The sequence below is a fragment of the Pseudomonas sp. MBLB4136 genome, from assembly GCF_051904765.1.
GTDB lineage: Bacteria > Pseudomonadota > Gammaproteobacteria > Pseudomonadales > Pseudomonadaceae > Aquipseudomonas.
Genome location: NZ_CP196713.1, coordinates 1,650,301 through 1,665,278, shown reverse-complemented (window position 1 = coordinate 1,665,278; position 14,978 = coordinate 1,650,301). Strand labels below are relative to the sequence as shown.

13 protein-coding genes are annotated in these 14,978 nt (G+C 67.3%); 8 read left to right on the top strand and 5 right to left on the bottom strand.

Annotation, left to right across the window (positions count from 1 at the left end; all coding sequences use genetic code 11):
* Window positions 1-64: 64 nt before the first annotated feature.
* Window positions 65-832, top strand: a complete 768-nt coding sequence (locus ACSX1D_RS07745) for a DODA-type extradiol aromatic ring-opening family dioxygenase (protein ID WP_439861692.1) — start codon at window positions 65-67, stop codon at window positions 830-832.
* A 60-nt stretch (window positions 833-892) separates the two neighbouring features.
* Here ACSX1D_RS07745 and ACSX1D_RS07740 read toward each other — a convergent pair whose 3' ends face one another.
* Complete coding sequence (locus ACSX1D_RS07740; protein ID WP_439861691.1) at window positions 893-2,554, bottom strand: DEAD/DEAH box helicase; 1,662 nt, start codon at window positions 2,552-2,554, stop codon at window positions 893-895.
* 385 nt (window positions 2,555-2,939) lie between these two features.
* On the opposite strand from ACSX1D_RS07740, the gene ACSX1D_RS07735 reads away from it, so the two are divergent.
* Entirely contained in the window at window positions 2,940-3,731 is a 792-nt protein-coding gene (locus tag ACSX1D_RS07735; RefSeq protein ID WP_439861690.1) for a crotonase/enoyl-CoA hydratase family protein, read from the top strand.
* A 7-nt stretch (window positions 3,732-3,738) separates the two neighbouring features.
* Here ACSX1D_RS07735 and ACSX1D_RS07730 read toward each other — a convergent pair whose 3' ends face one another.
* A complete protein-coding gene (locus ACSX1D_RS07730; RefSeq protein WP_439861689.1) occupies window positions 3,739-4,512 on the bottom strand; it encodes a spermidine synthase in 774 nt (257 codons plus the stop codon).
* Between the two features lie 242 nt (window positions 4,513-4,754).
* On the opposite strand from ACSX1D_RS07730, the gene ACSX1D_RS07725 reads away from it, so the two are divergent.
* The 3 genes from ACSX1D_RS07725 (at window position 4,755) to ACSX1D_RS07715 (ending at window position 7,805) form a co-directional block, all read left to right on the top strand.
* Window positions 4,755-6,101: a class II 3-deoxy-7-phosphoheptulonate synthase gene (locus tag ACSX1D_RS07725; protein WP_208709380.1), complete on the top strand. Its 1,347-nt coding sequence runs from the start codon at window positions 4,755-4,757 to the stop codon at window positions 6,099-6,101.
* Window positions 6,102-6,259: 158 nt separating this feature from the next.
* Complete coding sequence (locus ACSX1D_RS07720) at window positions 6,260-6,436, top strand: DUF2897 family protein (RefSeq protein WP_439861688.1); 177 nt, start codon at window positions 6,260-6,262, stop codon at window positions 6,434-6,436.
* 4 nt (window positions 6,437-6,440) lie between these two features.
* On the top strand, window positions 6,441-7,805 hold the full coding sequence (locus ACSX1D_RS07715) for a hypothetical protein (protein ID WP_439861687.1): 1,365 nt from the start codon (window positions 6,441-6,443) through the stop codon (window positions 7,803-7,805).
* A gap of 81 nt (window positions 7,806-7,886) precedes the next feature.
* On the opposite strand, the gene ACSX1D_RS07710 is transcribed toward ACSX1D_RS07715, so the two are convergent.
* From ACSX1D_RS07710 to ACSX1D_RS07700, 3 genes are all read right to left on the bottom strand, one after another.
* Window positions 7,887-8,708: a substrate-binding periplasmic protein gene (locus ACSX1D_RS07710; protein ID WP_439861686.1), complete on the bottom strand. Its 822-nt coding sequence runs from the start codon at window positions 8,706-8,708 to the stop codon at window positions 7,887-7,889.
* Between the two features lie 93 nt (window positions 8,709-8,801).
* Window positions 8,802-9,581 (bottom strand): substrate-binding periplasmic protein, encoded by a 780-nt coding sequence (locus ACSX1D_RS07705; protein WP_439861685.1) that lies wholly within the window; start codon window positions 9,579-9,581, stop codon window positions 8,802-8,804.
* Between the two features lie 101 nt (window positions 9,582-9,682).
* Window positions 9,683-10,306 carry a TetR/AcrR family transcriptional regulator gene (locus ACSX1D_RS07700; RefSeq protein WP_439861684.1) on the bottom strand — a complete coding sequence of 208 codons (624 nt, stop codon included), beginning with the start codon at window positions 10,304-10,306 and terminating at the stop codon, window positions 9,683-9,685.
* Between the two features lie 239 nt (window positions 10,307-10,545).
* Here ACSX1D_RS07700 and ACSX1D_RS07695 point away from each other — a divergent pair, with 239 nt between their 5' ends.
* From ACSX1D_RS07695 to atuC, 3 genes are read left to right on the top strand one after another with little or no spacing between them, the layout of a single operon-like run.
* Complete coding sequence (locus ACSX1D_RS07695) at window positions 10,546-12,366, top strand: acyclic terpene utilization AtuA family protein (protein WP_439861683.1); 1,821 nt, start codon at window positions 10,546-10,548, stop codon at window positions 12,364-12,366.
* 39 nt (window positions 12,367-12,405) lie between these two features.
* On the top strand, window positions 12,406-13,284 hold the full coding sequence (locus ACSX1D_RS07690; protein WP_439861682.1) for an SDR family oxidoreductase: 879 nt from the start codon (window positions 12,406-12,408) through the stop codon (window positions 13,282-13,284).
* A gap of 4 nt (window positions 13,285-13,288) precedes the next feature.
* Window positions 13,289-14,905, top strand: a complete 1,617-nt coding sequence (gene atuC / locus ACSX1D_RS07685; RefSeq protein ID WP_439861681.1) for a geranyl-CoA carboxylase subunit beta — start codon at window positions 13,289-13,291, stop codon at window positions 14,903-14,905.
* The last annotated feature ends 73 nt before the right edge of the window (window positions 14,906-14,978 follow it).

Below are 14,978 nucleotides of genomic sequence, written 5' to 3'. Positions count from 1 at the left end.
TATACTGGAACTCGATATATCAAGCCGCGAAGATGGCCCCATCCTAATGCAGGAGCCCTGCCCCATGCTGCCTTCGCTGTTTATCTCCCACGGCTCACCCATGCTCGCCCTCGACCCCGGCGCCAGCGGTCCGACTCTGTCTCGTCTGGCTGCCGAGCTGCCGAGGCCGCGCGCCATCCTGGTGGTCTCGGCACACTGGGAGAGCCATGAGCTACGCGTGACCGCCGCCACCCGGCCGCAGACCTGGCACGACTTCCGCGGCTTCCCCGCTCCGCTCTACGCACTGCAGTATCCCGCACCCGGCGATCCGCAGCTGGCCGACGAGGTCGTTGACCGCCTGAGCGATGCCGGCCTGGCGGCCCGACTCGACGCCGAGCGACCGCTCGATCACGGCGCCTGGGTACCGATGTCGCTGATGTACCCGCAAGCCGATATCCCGGTGCTGCAACTGTCGCTGCCCAGCCAACAAGGTCCTGCCCTGCAGAGCAAGGTCGGCCGCGCCCTGGGCGCCTTGCGCGAACGAGGGGTGTTGCTGATCGGCTCGGGCAGCATCACCCACAACCTGGGCGAACTGGACTGGCACGCCGGCCCGGAGGTCATCGAACCCTGGGCCCAGGCGTTCCGCGACTGGATAGTGGAGAAGCTGGCCAGCGACGACGACGCGGCGCTGCACGACTACCGGCGATTGGCCCCGCAAGCCGTGCGCAATCACCCGACCGACGAACACCTGCTGCCGCTGTTCTTCGCCCGCGGCGCCGGCGGCGCCTTTCGCGTCGAACACAGCGGCTTCACCCACGGCGCGCTGGGCATGGACATCTACAGCTTCGCCTGAGCCAGCGAACCACAGGCATAAAAAAGCCCCGCATTGCGGGGCTTTTTCAATGGCCGAGGATCAATCCTCGCGGTAGCGGCGCAGCTTGAGCGGCTTGCCACCGACGCGGGTGTCCTTCAGCTTGCCCAGCAGGCGCTCCAGGCCGTCCTCCGGCAGCTCGACCAGGCTGAAGCTCTCGCGCACCTGGATGCGGCCGATGGCTTCGCGGGCCAGGCCGCCTTCGTTGAGGATGGCCCCCAGCAGGTTCTTCGCGGCGATGCCATCGCGCGCGCCCAGGGCGGTGCGGCAGCGGGCACGGCCTTCGCCCAGCGGGATCGGCGCGCGACGCTCGCGCGGTTCGCCACGCTCGGAACGCTCGCTGCGCTCACGGGGACCGCTGTTCGGCACCAGCGGCTGCTCGCGCTCGACCTCGGCCAGGGTCAGGGCCTGGCCATTGGTCGCCTTGCGCAGCAGGGCCGCGGCCAGGGCGCGCGGGCTGCAGCCAATCTCGGCGGTCAGGCGGTCGAGCAGATCGCCATGGCTGGCCTCGGCATCGGCCACCAACGGCGCCAGGCTGGCGGTGAGCTTCTTGATCCGGGCGTCCAGCACCTGCTGGCCGTTGGGCAACTTGACCTCGCCGACCTTCTGCCCGGTGACGCGCTCGATAACCTGCAGCATGCGCCGCTCGCGCGGAGTGACCAGCAGCAGGGCGCGACCGGTACGGCCGGCACGGCCGGTACGACCGATACGGTGCACGTAGGACTCCGGATCGTAGGGCATGTCCACGTTCATCACATGGGTGATGCGCGGTACGTCGAGGCCGCGCGCGGCGACGTCGGTGGCGATCACGATGTCCAGACGGCCGTCTTTCAGCGAGTCGATCACCCGCTCACGCTGGTTCTGGGCGATGTCGCCGTTCAGCGCGGCAGCCTTGTAGCCCTTGGCTTCCAGCGCGGCGGCCAGGTCCAGGGTGGCTTGTTTGGTGCGCACGAAGCCGATCAGCGCGTCGAACTCTTCGACTTCCAGCAGACGCAATACCGCGGCGTGCTTCTGGTCGGCGTGAACCATCAGGTGCGCCTGCTCGATGGCGGTCACGGTCTGGGTCTTGGCGGCGATCTTGACGTGCTGCGGGTTGCGCAGGTGCTTCTCGGCGATGGCACGGATCGAGTGCGGCAGGGTCGCGGAGAACAGCACGCTCTGGCGGCTCTCCGGCATGGCCTGGAAGATCACCTCCAGGTCATCCATGAAGCCCAGCTTGAGCATCTCGTCGGCTTCGTCGAGGACCAGGTACTGGATGGTCGACAGGACCTTTTCGTCGCGACGCAGGTGGTCGACCAGGCGCCCCGGGGTGGCGACTATGACCTGTGCGCCCTGGCGGATGGCCTTGAGCTGCGGTCCCATCGGTGCGCCACCGTAGACCGCGACCACATTGAGGCCGGGCATCTGCTTGGAATAGGTTTCGAAGGCGGTGGCCACCTGCAGGGCCAGCTCGCGGGTCGGCGCTAGGATCAGCGCCTGCGGCTCACGCTTGGCCGGGTCGATCTTCGACAGCAGCGGCAGGGCGAAGGCGGCGGTCTTGCCGGTACCGGTCTGGGCCTGGCCGATCATGTCGTGGCCGCCGAGGATCACCGGAATGGCCTGGGCCTGGATGGGCGATGGTTCTTCGTAGCCGACGGCAGTCAGCGCAGCGAGAATATTGGGATGAAGTCCGAGCGCGGCGAAGCCGCCGATTTCCTGGGTCATGGGTCTGCCTCAAGTGCATCCGCAAAGACCCATGTTCCAAAGCTGCGCATGCCGTGTAAGACCCTAGAGTCACCCTGGCAGCCCTGTCGGCGGGGATTTGCGAAAACGTAGTGATGAATGAATCGTCAAGGATTGCCCGCTTTAGCGGACAGGCTGCCGAAGATAGCCTTCGGGCGAGTTGCACTACCTGAACGTGGCCAAAAATTGACCGGCGCGCACTATACCGGAAATCCTGACGGATGTGCTGGTTTTCCTCGAATTAAAAGCAAAAGGCGCCGGGTGGTCCTGCTGTGCCAGGCAGCCATGCGCTGCTGCTTTACCCATGGACAAGCGCGGACCCGGCGTCTATACACCCTGCAATCGCCCTTCTACCTGAGGTTTCGCCATGACTCAAAACGCCAGCGGTCGGATCAGTCGCGAGAAGCGCGGCCCCATCACCTTGCTCGGCCTGGAACGCGCCGCCAAGCGCAACGCCTTCGACCTGGACATGCTCAACGACCTGTGCCGGGCCTACGGCGAGTTCGAGCGCGACAGCGAGGCCCGGGTAGCCCTGATCCACGCCCATGGCGAGCACTTCACCGCCGGCCTCGACCTGGCCAATGTCGCCGCCCAGTTCGCCGCCGGCTGGCAGATCCCCGAGGGTGGCTGCGACCCCTGGGGGGTGTTCGGCGGACCGCGGGTCAGCAAGCCGGTGATAGTCGCCGCCCAGGGCTGCTGCTATACAGTCGGCATAGAGTTGATGCTCGCCGCGGATATCAACCTGTGCGCCAGCAACACCCGCTTCGCCCAGATGGAGGTACAGCGCGGCATCATGCCGTTCGGCGGCGCCACCTTGCGCCTGCACCAGCGCGCCGGCTGGGCCAATGCCATGCGCTGGCTGCTCACCGGCGACGAGTTCGACGCCCATGAGGCCTATCGCCTGGGGCTGGTACAGGAGGTCGTGGCCAGCGAAGACCTGATGCCGCGCGCGCTGCGCCTGGCCGAACGGGTCGCGGCCCAGGCGCCGCTCGGTGTACAGGCCACCCTGGCCTCGGCGCGCCAGGCGGTGCGCGAGGGCGAGACCGCAGCGGCGGCCAGCCTGCATCCGAACGTGGTCCGGCTGATGGCCAGCGAAGATGCCCAGGAAGGCCGGCGCGCCATGCAGGAACGTCGCCCCGGCGACTTCAAGGGCCGCTGAATCCGGCTCAGCTGGCCGGGCGCAGCACCTCGATCAAGGGCTCCAGGGAGTAGCCCAGGCGCGGCGCCAGGGCCGCCGCCCGGTCGCGCAGGCCGGCCAGGTCGAGCTGCTGGTCCAGGTCGGCCGGCACCAGCAGGATCACGTTGCCCTCCTTCACCGGGCACTCCCAATAGTGGCGATGGTAGAGGCCGCGCAGCAGGGCGGCACCGAGCGGTCTGCCGTCGTCGCAGGCCCACTGGTTGATGACCAGCCAGCCACCTGGGTTGAGACGCTTCTGGCAGTCCTCGAGAAAACGCCAGGCCAGGTGCCCGACGCCGGGGCCATGGTCGGTGTACAGGTCGACGAAGATCAGGTCGGCGCTCTCCGCCGTATCCAGCAGGTCCATGGCATCGCCGATGCGCACGGTCAGGCGCGGATCGTCGTCCAGGCCGAGGAACTCCATGGCCAGGCGCGGCACAGCGGGGCGCAGCTCGATGGTCTCGACATCGTCCAGGGGCAGGTACTTGAGGCAGGCCTGGGTCAGATTGCCGGCGCCCAGGCCGAGGAACAGCGCACTCTCCGGCGCCGCGTGGCACAGGGCGCCGAGCAGCATGGCGCGGGTGTAGTCGTACTCCAGCCAGCTCGGGTCGGCGGTGAACACGCAGCTCTGCTCGATCGCCTCGCCGAACTCGAGGAAGCGATAGGCACCGATTTCCACGACACGGATCACGCCGAACTCGTCCTGCACCTCGGCCAGCAGGACCTCGTCTTGCATCTCATCCACCGGGGGTAAACCTGGCATCCACCTCTCCACCCTTGCGTACCCCAGCCAACGGGACCGGGAAAGGGGGCAATTGTCCGACAAGCCGGCAGCCGGGTCACGCGCAAACTCGCCGCGTCGCCCCTCGGCCGAGCGGCTGGCGGACGCCCGCCTCGACGCGATCCAGCATCATGCAGAGGCTCTATCGCGCCTATCGGCTTGAAGCAGTCGGCTGATCGGTTACCATGCCAGTCCGCCCAAATTGCCTGAAGCCGAGAGCCCTGATGTCGCAACCCTGGAGTCCCGATAGCTGGAGAGCCAAGCCGATCCAGCAGCAGCCGAATTACCCCGATGCCGCCCAGCTGGCGAAAGTCGAGCAGACCCTGGCCGGCTACCCGCCGCTGGTGTTCGCCGGCGAAGCCCGCGAGCTGCGCCGGCAGTTCGCCGAAGTGACCCAGGGCCGCGCCTTCCTGCTGCAGGGCGGCGACTGCGCCGAGAGCTTCGCCGAGTTCAGCGCGGCGAAGATCCGCGACACCTTCAAGGTGCTGCTGCAGATGGCCATCGTCATGACCTTCGCCGCCGGCTGCCCGGTGGTCAAGGTCGGCCGCATGGCCGGCCAGTTCGCCAAGCCGCGCTCGGCCAACGACGAGACCATCGGCGGCACCACCCTGCCCGCCTACCGCGGCGACATCGTCAACGGCATCGGGTTCGATGCGCAGAGCCGCGTGCCCGACCCGGAGCGGCTGCTGCAGGCCTACCACCAGGCCACGGCGACTCTCAACCTGCTGCGCGCCTTCGCCCAAGGCGGCTTCGCCGACCTGCACCAGGTGCACCAGTGGAACCTGGACTTCATCGCCAACTCGGCCCTGGCGGAAAAGTACAGCCAGATGGCCGACCGCATCGACGAGACCCTGGCCTTCATGCGCGCCTGCGGCATGGACGGCTCGTCGCAGGTGCGCGAGACCAGTTTCTTCACCGCCCATGAGGCGTTGCTGCTCAACTACGAAGAAGCCTTCGTGCGCAAGGACAGCCTCACCGGCGGCTGGTACGACTGCTCGGCGCACATGCTGTGGATCGGCGACCGTACCCGCCAGCTGGACGGCGCCCATGTCGAGTTCCTGCGCGGCGTCGGCAACCCGATCGGGGTCAAGGTCGGCCCGAGCATGGACAGCGAAGACCTGATCCGCCTGATCGACATCCTCAACCCGGACAACGATCCCGGTCGCCTCAACCTGATCGTGCGCATGGGTGCCGACAAGGTCGAAGCCGGCCTGCCACGCCTGATCCAGACCGTGCAGCGCGAAGGCCGCCAGGTGCTGTGGAGCTCCGACCCGATGCACGGCAACACCATCAAGGCCAGCACCGGGTACAAGACCCGCGACTTCGCGCAGATCCTCGCCGAAGTAAAGCAGTTCTTCGCCGTACACCAGGCCGAGGGCAGCTACGCCGGCGGCATTCATATCGAGATGACGGGACAGAACGTCACCGAATGCATAGGTGGCGCCCGCCCGGTGACCGAGGACAGCCTGTCGGACCGCTACCACACCCACTGCGACCCGCGGATGAATGCCGACCAGTCCCTGGAACTGGCCTTTCTGATCGCCGAGACCCTCAAGCAGGTGCGCCGCTAGAATCGTACTGGCGGGTGGCCCCGGGCTGCCCGCCCAGGGCCTTGGCCGGCACCCCGCGATCAGCCCGGGCATTCGTCGTCGGAAACACGGCACCGAACTGACAAGGCGCGACTGACGCGATATGGTGAGCTGACCATGCACCTGTAGAGGGACCGACCATGCCGTGGTTTGCCTGGCTGCTGCTCTTGCTCGTCCTGGGTTCCATAGTCGGCGGTTTGCTGGTGCTGCTGCGTACCGCCAAGCCCCTGCCCCTGAGCGATGAACAACTGCGGAAAATCCGTGAACGAAAAATCCAGATGGAGGCGCAGGACGCCAAGGACGATAGCCGGCGCTAGTCTGTTGGCGCTGCTGATCGGCTGCGCCAGCGTCACCCCGCCCGTCGCCGAGCTCGACGACTGCAGCCTGCTGTTTGCCCGCCTGCACGCTGCCACCCAGGCGCAGCGGGACGCGCAATACCACCTACTGGCGGACTTTCCCGGCTTGCGCAGCGACAGGCTCCTGGCCAGCCTGGCGGCCGATGCGCGCAGCACTCAGCAACGCAACCTATGGGCCCAACGCCTGGCCGCCCACGATGCCGAAGCCAGCCAGCTGGAAATCGCCCAGCTGCCTACAGACCAGCGGCGCATCTGGAACGCCAGCGCCCGCCGCCAGCAACTGGCGAGCTGCCGAACCGACCAGGTACAGCGCCTGAGCGACGACCCCGAGGCCTACGCCCGCGCGCACAAGGCCGCCCAGGTCCCCGACGACTACCGCGACTGGGCGCGGCTGCTCGGCCTCAATCCTTTGTTCAAGCCCGTCTTCCGCCAGGGCATCGCCGTCTGGCAGCGGGCCGCGGCCAAGGCCCGGGCACCCGCGGACGGGCCTGGCTGGCTGAGCTACGCGCCACAGGCGAATCGGGAAACCCGTAATCCGACCCCCCTGCACGATGATCCACTGGGTCTGCCAGGGCCGAGTGCCACCCAGCTCGACGCCCTGTTCGCCCGCCATGCACCGCATCTGCGCATCGAACAGGCCAGCCGCAGCGATCGCATCGGCAGCCCGTATTTCGCCATCGATGGCCGGCGCACCTTCAACGCCCAGCAGCCGCGGCTGTATCGGCACCTGGGCTGGAGCCGAATCGACGGCCGTTGGCACCTGCAGTTGACCTACCAGCTGTGGTTCAGCCAGCGCCCGCGACCGCACGCCCTGGATCTGTACGGCGGCGAACTGGACGGTTTGCTCTGGCGCGTCACCCTCGACCGCCGGGGCCACGCAGTGCTGTATGACAGCATCCACCCCTGCGGCTGCTGGCACACGTTCTACCTACCCCAACACTCACCACTGCGCTTTCGCCAGCCGCCGAACGAGGAGGCCCGCCTGGCGCACCGCCTGCACATCGACGGTACCCAGGCCGCGACGCTCTGGCTGAACGCCGGCACTCACGAATTGCTCTGGGTCGATGGACGCCGCTCGCCCTACCCGGCACTGACCTACCAGCAGGCCGACCTCGATCAGCTGCGTCGACTGCCGCACCCCAGCGGGCAGCACAGCCTGTATGCCGCCGATGGCCTGGTGCCCGGCAGCCAGCGCCTGGAGCGCTGGCTGCTGTGGCCGTCCGGGGTACGTTCGCCCGGCGCCATGCGCCAATGGGGACGCCATACCACGGCCTTCATCGGCCGGGCCCACTTCGACGATCCCCACCTGCTGCAGCGCTACTTCCACTAGACCTGCGGAGTTCGTGCGCTGAACAGCGTCCAGCTGCGTCGGAGTTATTTTCGGCAGGGACCCGCCGCCCCTCGCAAGCGCTCAATCCACCACATCGGCCACGCCCGAACGTTCCACCGCACCAGGCCGGACCGCAATGCGACTAGGGGTGAAAATCTCCGCCAATTGACCGCCGCGACGCAGCTGCTCCAGCAGCGCCGCGAAACGCTCGGCACTGATCGGCCCCTGCGGGCGCACCAGGGCATAGTGCTTGTAGCGCTGGTCGACCCGCTCGGAGACCAGCAGCTGCCCGGCATACTCGCGATGGCGTTCGAGAAACTCGCCGATATAGGAGCGCGTGACCAGGGCGATATCGGCCCTGCGACGCATCACCATCATCAGGTTGCTGTCGTGGGAATAGGTCAGGGTAGCGTTGTAGTGCTGCTGGAGGAATTCAGGCGCGGCGTTGAAACCGGCGAAGGCATAGTGATAGCCGTTGTACAGCGCCAGGCGCTTGCCTTGCAGCGAGTCGAAGTAGCTTTGCTCTCGACCGGGCTCTACCCGCGCGACGAACACCTCGGCATCCTCCAGGCCCATGTCGACCGTGTCGTGGGCAATGGTCTGCCAGTCCCAGGCCGGGTTCTCGAACAGCGCCAGATCGATGCGCCCGTCCTGGAAATCGCGAAATCGACGAGGAACAGAACTGGGCACCATGACGAATCGATAGTCACTCTGCTCCTGGTTCAACGCCTCGAGCAACTCGAGCAACAGACCGGAAGCATTCGGCTGTTCCGGCTTGACCACATAGGGCGGGAAGTGCACGCCGCCGACATGCACCACCTGCTCGGCGGCCAGCGGCATGGCCAGAAGCAATGCGCCCAGCACCCCACCAGCTCGCAGCAACCTGCGCATCGACATCCCCATATGCTTCCCCAAAATATCGGTCCTAACGGTTAATAATTGGCCTGCTTAATCCCGGCCCCGGCCGCCAGTATGGCTCTGGCTGACCTGCGCCATTTAGGGTGCCAGCAGGTGATAGCGCCTCAACAAGGGTTCCAGCTGGCCTTGCTCATCTAGCCGCTTCATCAAGCCGGCGAAGCGATCCGGCTCCAGGGGCCCGTTCCGACGGAACAGCGCGTGGTGCTGATAGAGCTGGTCGGCTCGCTGCGACACCAGCAGCGCCGCCGCGCGCTCGGGATGGCGATCCTGATAGAGCTGCAGGTAGGAGCGAGTGATCACCGCAATGTCCGCGCGCCCACGCAGGAGCATGGCCAGGTTGCTGTCGTGGGAGTAGGTGAGCACCGCGCCGAATTCCTGAGCGAGAAACTGCTGATCCGCGTTGAAGTCGGCAAAACCATAGTGATAGCCGCTGTACAGGGCCATGCGCTTGCCCTTGAGCTGGTCGAAATAACTCTGATCGCGCCCCGACTCGACACGGGCGACATAGACTTCGGCATCTTCGATCCGCAGGTCCAGGGCATTGTGCTCGACATCCTGCCAGCCCCAGCTCGGCGACTCGAACAGGATCAGGTCGAAGCGGCCGCTCTCGAGGTCGCGGTAACGGCGAGTCACCGAGGTCGCCACCAGTTCGAAACGGTAGTCGCCCTGCAGCCGATTCAGCGCCACCAGCAACTCCGGCAACAGTCCGCCTGGACTGGCGCTCTCGGGCTTCATCACGTAGGGCGGAAAATGGTAGGCGCCGACGCCGACCCGAAGCTCCGCCGCCAGCGGCTGGATCATCAGCAGACTCAGTGCGACCAGCAGAACTCCGTACCGCGCGCGCAAGGAACACCTCATGGAACACACATGACCCTGACCGTTCCCTGTATATGTCACGCGGCCGCTTCCCTGGCCGCAACGATGCAGTCGAAGACTCCGCTTAGCCTAGTCCATTCTGCTCAAACTTCCTTGAGCACGAGCGACAAGGCCTCCTCGGCCAGCTGCTCCAGGGTCATCGGCCCCTCGGGGTGGAACCAGGTGGTGGTCCAGCTCAGGGCGCCGGTGAGGAAGCGTCGCAGGATGAACGGGTCGGCCTTGAAATAGCCCTGCGCCTTGGCTTCGCCGAGCACCTCCAGCCAAAGCCGCTCATAGGTATCGCGCAACTGCAGTATGAATTGCTGGCCTTCCTCGGACAGCGAGCGCCACTCATACACCAGCACCGCCATGGCCTCGCCGGTGCCCCCCATGATCGACTGCAATTCGCAGCGGATCAGCGCCAGCACCCGCTCGCGCAGGCAGCTCGCCTCGGCCAGCTCGGCCTGCATCAGGGCGGTGTTGTAACGGATGGTCTCCTCCATCACCGAGCGGAGGATTTCATCCTTGCTCTTGAAGTGGTGAAAAATGCTGCCCGACTGAATGCCCACCGCGCTGGCCAGGTCGCGCACCGTGGTGCGCTCGTAGCCCTTGCTGCGAAACAGATGGGCCGCCGTCTGCAGCAGCTTGCCGCGGGCGCTGTCCGGATCGGTGACCAGCCCCTTGGCCACCAATTCGCGCATCACCGCCTGAGCCTGTTGATCGTCCACGCTGGTTACTCCCCCTACCCCTATCCGCTGCGGCAGCCCGCACTATCGCCGGATTATCCCCGCAACCTTGGCTGATCGCGTCAAGTGTTTGTCGTTGTTGGTGAAAGTTATGCCGGGCGCAGCCCCCAAGCAAGCGCTTGGCCGCACTTTTGGCCGGAAAGCCGTTCTTTTGCACTTTTCAACCAAGCGCTTGCTTGGTAGTGTCTCGCTCATCTTCTCTCCATGACGGACCCCTGCCAATGACCAAGACCGTGCGCATCGGCTGCGCCTCCGCGTTCTGGGGCGACACCTGCACCGCCGCCGCCCAGCTGGTGCACGGCGGCCAGCTGGACTACCTGGTGTTCGACTACCTGGCAGAGGTGACGATGTCGATCATGGCCGGCGCCCGCCTGAAGAGCCCCGAACTCGGCTACGCTACCGACTTCGTAGAGGTCCTCGCCCCACTGCTGACGCAGATCGAGGCCAGGCGCATCCGGGTGATCAGCAATGCCGGCGGGGTCAATCCCCAGGCCTGCGCCCAGGCGCTGCGGGCCGCCTGCGAGAAGGCCGGGGTCAAGCTGAAGATCGCCGTGCTGCACGGCGACGACCTGCAGCCCAGGCTCGCCGAGCTGCGCCAGGATGGCTCGGTGGAGATGTTCAGCGGCGCCGCCCTGCCGCCCCACTGCGTATCGATCAATGCCTACCTTGGCGCCCCGGGCATCGTCGCCGCCCTGGAGCGGGGTGCCGACATCGTGATCACCGGCCGGGTGGTCGACAGCGCCCTGGTCAGCGCCGCCCTGGTGCACGAGTTCGCCTGGGACTGGCGCGACTATGACAAGCTGGCCCAGGGCGCCCTGGCCGGGCACATCATCGAGTGCGGCGCGCAGTGCACCGGCGGCAACTTCACCGACTGGCAAAGCGTGCCGGACTACGAACACATCGGCTTTCCCATCGTCGAGGTGGCCGCCGATGGCAGCTTCGTCGTGTCCAAGCCAGAGGGCAGCGGCGGCCTGGTCAGCCCCTTGACCGTCGGCGAACAGCTGCTCTACGAGATCGGCGACCCGCGGGCCTACCTGCTGCCGGACGTGGTCTGCGACTTCACCGGCGTAAGCCTGGAAGCGCTCGGCCAGGATCGCGTCGCCGTAACGGGCGCCCGGGGCCTGCCGCCCACCGCCCAGTACAAGATCAGCGCCACCTACCCGGACGGTTTCCGCTGCAGCGCCAGTTGCCTGATGGCCGGGATAGATGCGGTGCAGAAGGCCCGGCGGGTCAGCCAGGCGATCATCGCCAAGACCGAGGAACTGTTCGCCTCGCGGGGCTGGGGCCCCTACAGCGAAGTCAGCATCGAACTGCTCGGCAGCGAGGCCACCTATGGCCCCCACGGCCGGCGCCAGGACAGCCGCGAGGTGGTGATCAAGCTGGCCGTGCGCCATCCACGCAAGGAAGCGCTGGTACTGTTCTCCCGCGAGATCGCCCAGGCCGCCACCGGCATGGCGCCGGGCCTCACCGGCCTGGTCGGCGGCCGGCCGACGGTCTACCCGGTGATTCGCCTGTTCTCCTTCCTGGTCGACAAGCGCGCCTGCGCGCTGCAAGTGGAGCTGGCGGGCGAACGGCAGCCCGTCGCCCTGCCCGCCACCGACACCTTCACCCCCGAGGCCCTGACTGACGCCATCGAGCCGGCGCCAGCGCAAGGCCCGGCCGACGCCAGCGTGCCCTTGATCAAGCTGGCGGTGGCGCGCTCCGGCGACAAGGGCAACCACGCCAACATCGGCGTGATGGCGCGCCGCCCCGAGTACCTGCCGTGGATCGCCGAGGCGCTGTCCACGGAGGCCCTGGCCGACTGGATGGGCCACGTGCTGGACCCGCAGCGCGGTCGCATCCAGCGCTGGTACCTGCCCGGCAGCCACAGCCTCAATTTCCTGCTGGAAAACGCCCTGGGCGGCGGCGGCATCGCCAGCCTGCGCATCGACCCGCAGGGCAAGGCCTTCGCCCAGCAGCTGCTGGAATTTCCGGTGCCGGTGCCACGCGCCCTGGCCGACACATTGAACGGTGCGCCCAGCGCACCCTACACCACCCCGTAGGGTGCGCCACGCGCACCGGACTCAGCCAGGACACTCCGCATGAGCTACGACTCGATCTTCAAACCCGGCCTGTTCGCCGGCCAGACCATCCTGGTCACCGGCGGCGGCAGCGGCATCGGCCGCTGCACCGCCCATGAGCTGGCGGCCCTCGGTGCCCATGTGGTGCTGGTCGGGCGCAAGGCCGAGAAACTGGCCAGCACCGCAGGCGAGATCGCCGAGGACGGCGGCAGCGCCAGCTTCCACGCCTGCGACATTCGCGACGAAGAGGCGGTCAGGGCCATGGTCGCGGCCGTGCTCGCCGAGCGTGGCGCCATCCACCACCTGGTCAACAACGCCGGCGGCCAGTACCCGGCGCCGCTGGCCTCGATCAACCAGAAAGGCTTCGAGACCGTGGTGCGCACCAACCTGGTCGGCGGCTTCCTGGTCGCCCGCGAAGTGTTCAACCAGTGCATGAGCCGAACCGGCGGCAGTATCGTCAACATGCTCGCCGACATCTGGGGTGGCATGCCGGGCATGGGCCACTCCGGCGCCGCGCGAGCCGGCATGGAGAACTTCACCAAGACCGCCGCGGTCGAGTGGGGCCACGCCGGGGTGCGGGTCAATGCGGTGGCGCCGGGCTGGATCGCCTCCAGCGGCATGGACACCTACGAGGGCGCCTTTCGCGCGGTGATCCCCACCCTGCGCGAGAGCGTGCCGCTCAAGCGCATCGGCAGCGAATCGGAGGTCGCCGCCGCCATCGTCTTCCTGCTGTCGCCGGGCGCGGCCTATATCAGCGGCACCACGGTGCGCATCGACGGCGCCGCCAGCCAGGGCAGTCGCGCCTTCCCCCTGGGCAAGGCCAAGCCGGGACAGAGCCGGAGCTACAACGGCTTCCACCGCGCCTACCTGCCCGATGTGCTGAAAGAGCAGGAGGAATAGAACGATGCCGGTGATTCAGTCGGAACTCGACGTGCAGGGCGAAGCATTCGCGCAGAACCGCGAGGCCATGCTCGCCGCCATCGGCGCCTTCCGCGACGTCGAGCGGCAGTGCCTGGCCAAGGCCGCCGAGGCCAAGGCCAAGTTCGAGCAGCGCGGCCAGTTGCTGCCACGCGAACGCCTCGGCCTGCTGCTCGATGCCGGCAGCCCCTTCCTCGAACTCTGTTCCCTGGCCGGCTACCGGCTGCACGACGACAAGGACGGCACCCAGGCCGGCGGCGGCATCATCGCCGGCATCGGCTATGTCGCCGGGGTGCGCTGCCTGATCAGCGCCAGCAACAGCGCGATCAAGGGCGGCACCATCTCGCCCAGCGGCCTGAAGAAGACCCTGCGCCTGCAGCAGATCGCCATGGAGAACAAGCTGCCGCTGGTGACCCTGGCCGAAAGCGGCGGCGCCAACCTCAACTACGCCGCGGAGATCTTCGTCGAAGGCGCCCGCGGCTTCGCCAACCAGGCGCGCCTGTCGGCCATGGGCCTGCCGCAGATCACCCTGGTGCACGGCTCCAGCACCGCCGGCGGCGCCTACCAGCCGGGGCTGTCGGACTATGTGGTGGTGGTGCGCGGCAAGGCCAAGCTGTTCCTCGCCGGTCCGCCGCTGCTCAAGGCCGCCACCGGCGAGGTGGCCACGGACGAGGCCCTCGGCGGCGCCGAGATGCACGCCCAGGTCGCCGGCACCGCCGAATACCTGGCCGAGAACGACGCCGACGCCGTGCGCATCGCCCGCGAGATTCTCGCCATGCTGCCGTGGAACGCCCAGCTGCCGCACCGCCCGCAGCGGAGCTGGCGCGAGCCGCTGTACCCGGCCGAAGAACTGCTCGGCGTGGTGCCGTCTGATGCCAAGAAACCCTACGACGTGCGCGAGATCATCGCGCGCATCGCCGACGGCTCGGAGTTCCTCGATTTCAAGCATGAGTTCGACCAGCAGACCGTCTGCGGCCACCTGCGGATCGAGGGCCAGCCCTGCGGCCTGATCGGCAACAACGGCCCCATCACCCCCCAGGGGGCGGCCAAGGCGGCGCAATTCATCCAGCTGTGCGAGCAGAGCAACAGCCCTATCCTGTTCCTGCACAACACCACCGGTTTCATGGTCGGCACCGAGTCCGAGCAACAGGGCGTGATCAAGCACGGTTCCAAGCTGATCCAGGCGGTAGCCAACGCCACGGTGCCCAAGCTGACCCTGGTGGTCGGCGGCTCCTACGGCGCCGGCAACTACGCCATGTGCGGGAGAGGTCTGGATCCGCGCTTTATCTTCGCCTGGCCCAACAGCAAGACCGCGGTGATGGGCGGTGCCCAGGCCGGCAAGGTGTTGCGCATCGTCACCGAGGAGAAGCACCGGAAACAGGGCAAGGAGGCAGATCCGCAGATGCTCGACATGCTGGAGAGCGCCACCGCGCAGAAGCTCGACAGCCAGTCCACCGCACTGTACGGCACCGCCCAGTTGTGGGACGACGGCCTGATCGACCCGCGTGATACGCGCACGCTGCTGGCTCTGCTGCTGGACATCTGCGCCGAGGCCGCGCTGCGGCCGCTGAAACCCAGCACATTCGGCGTGGCCCGTTTCTGACCCGCAGGGTGTGTGGGCCTGCCTCGGCCGTGCGCACCAAAGCCCATGACCCGGTGCGCACGGCGCACCCTAC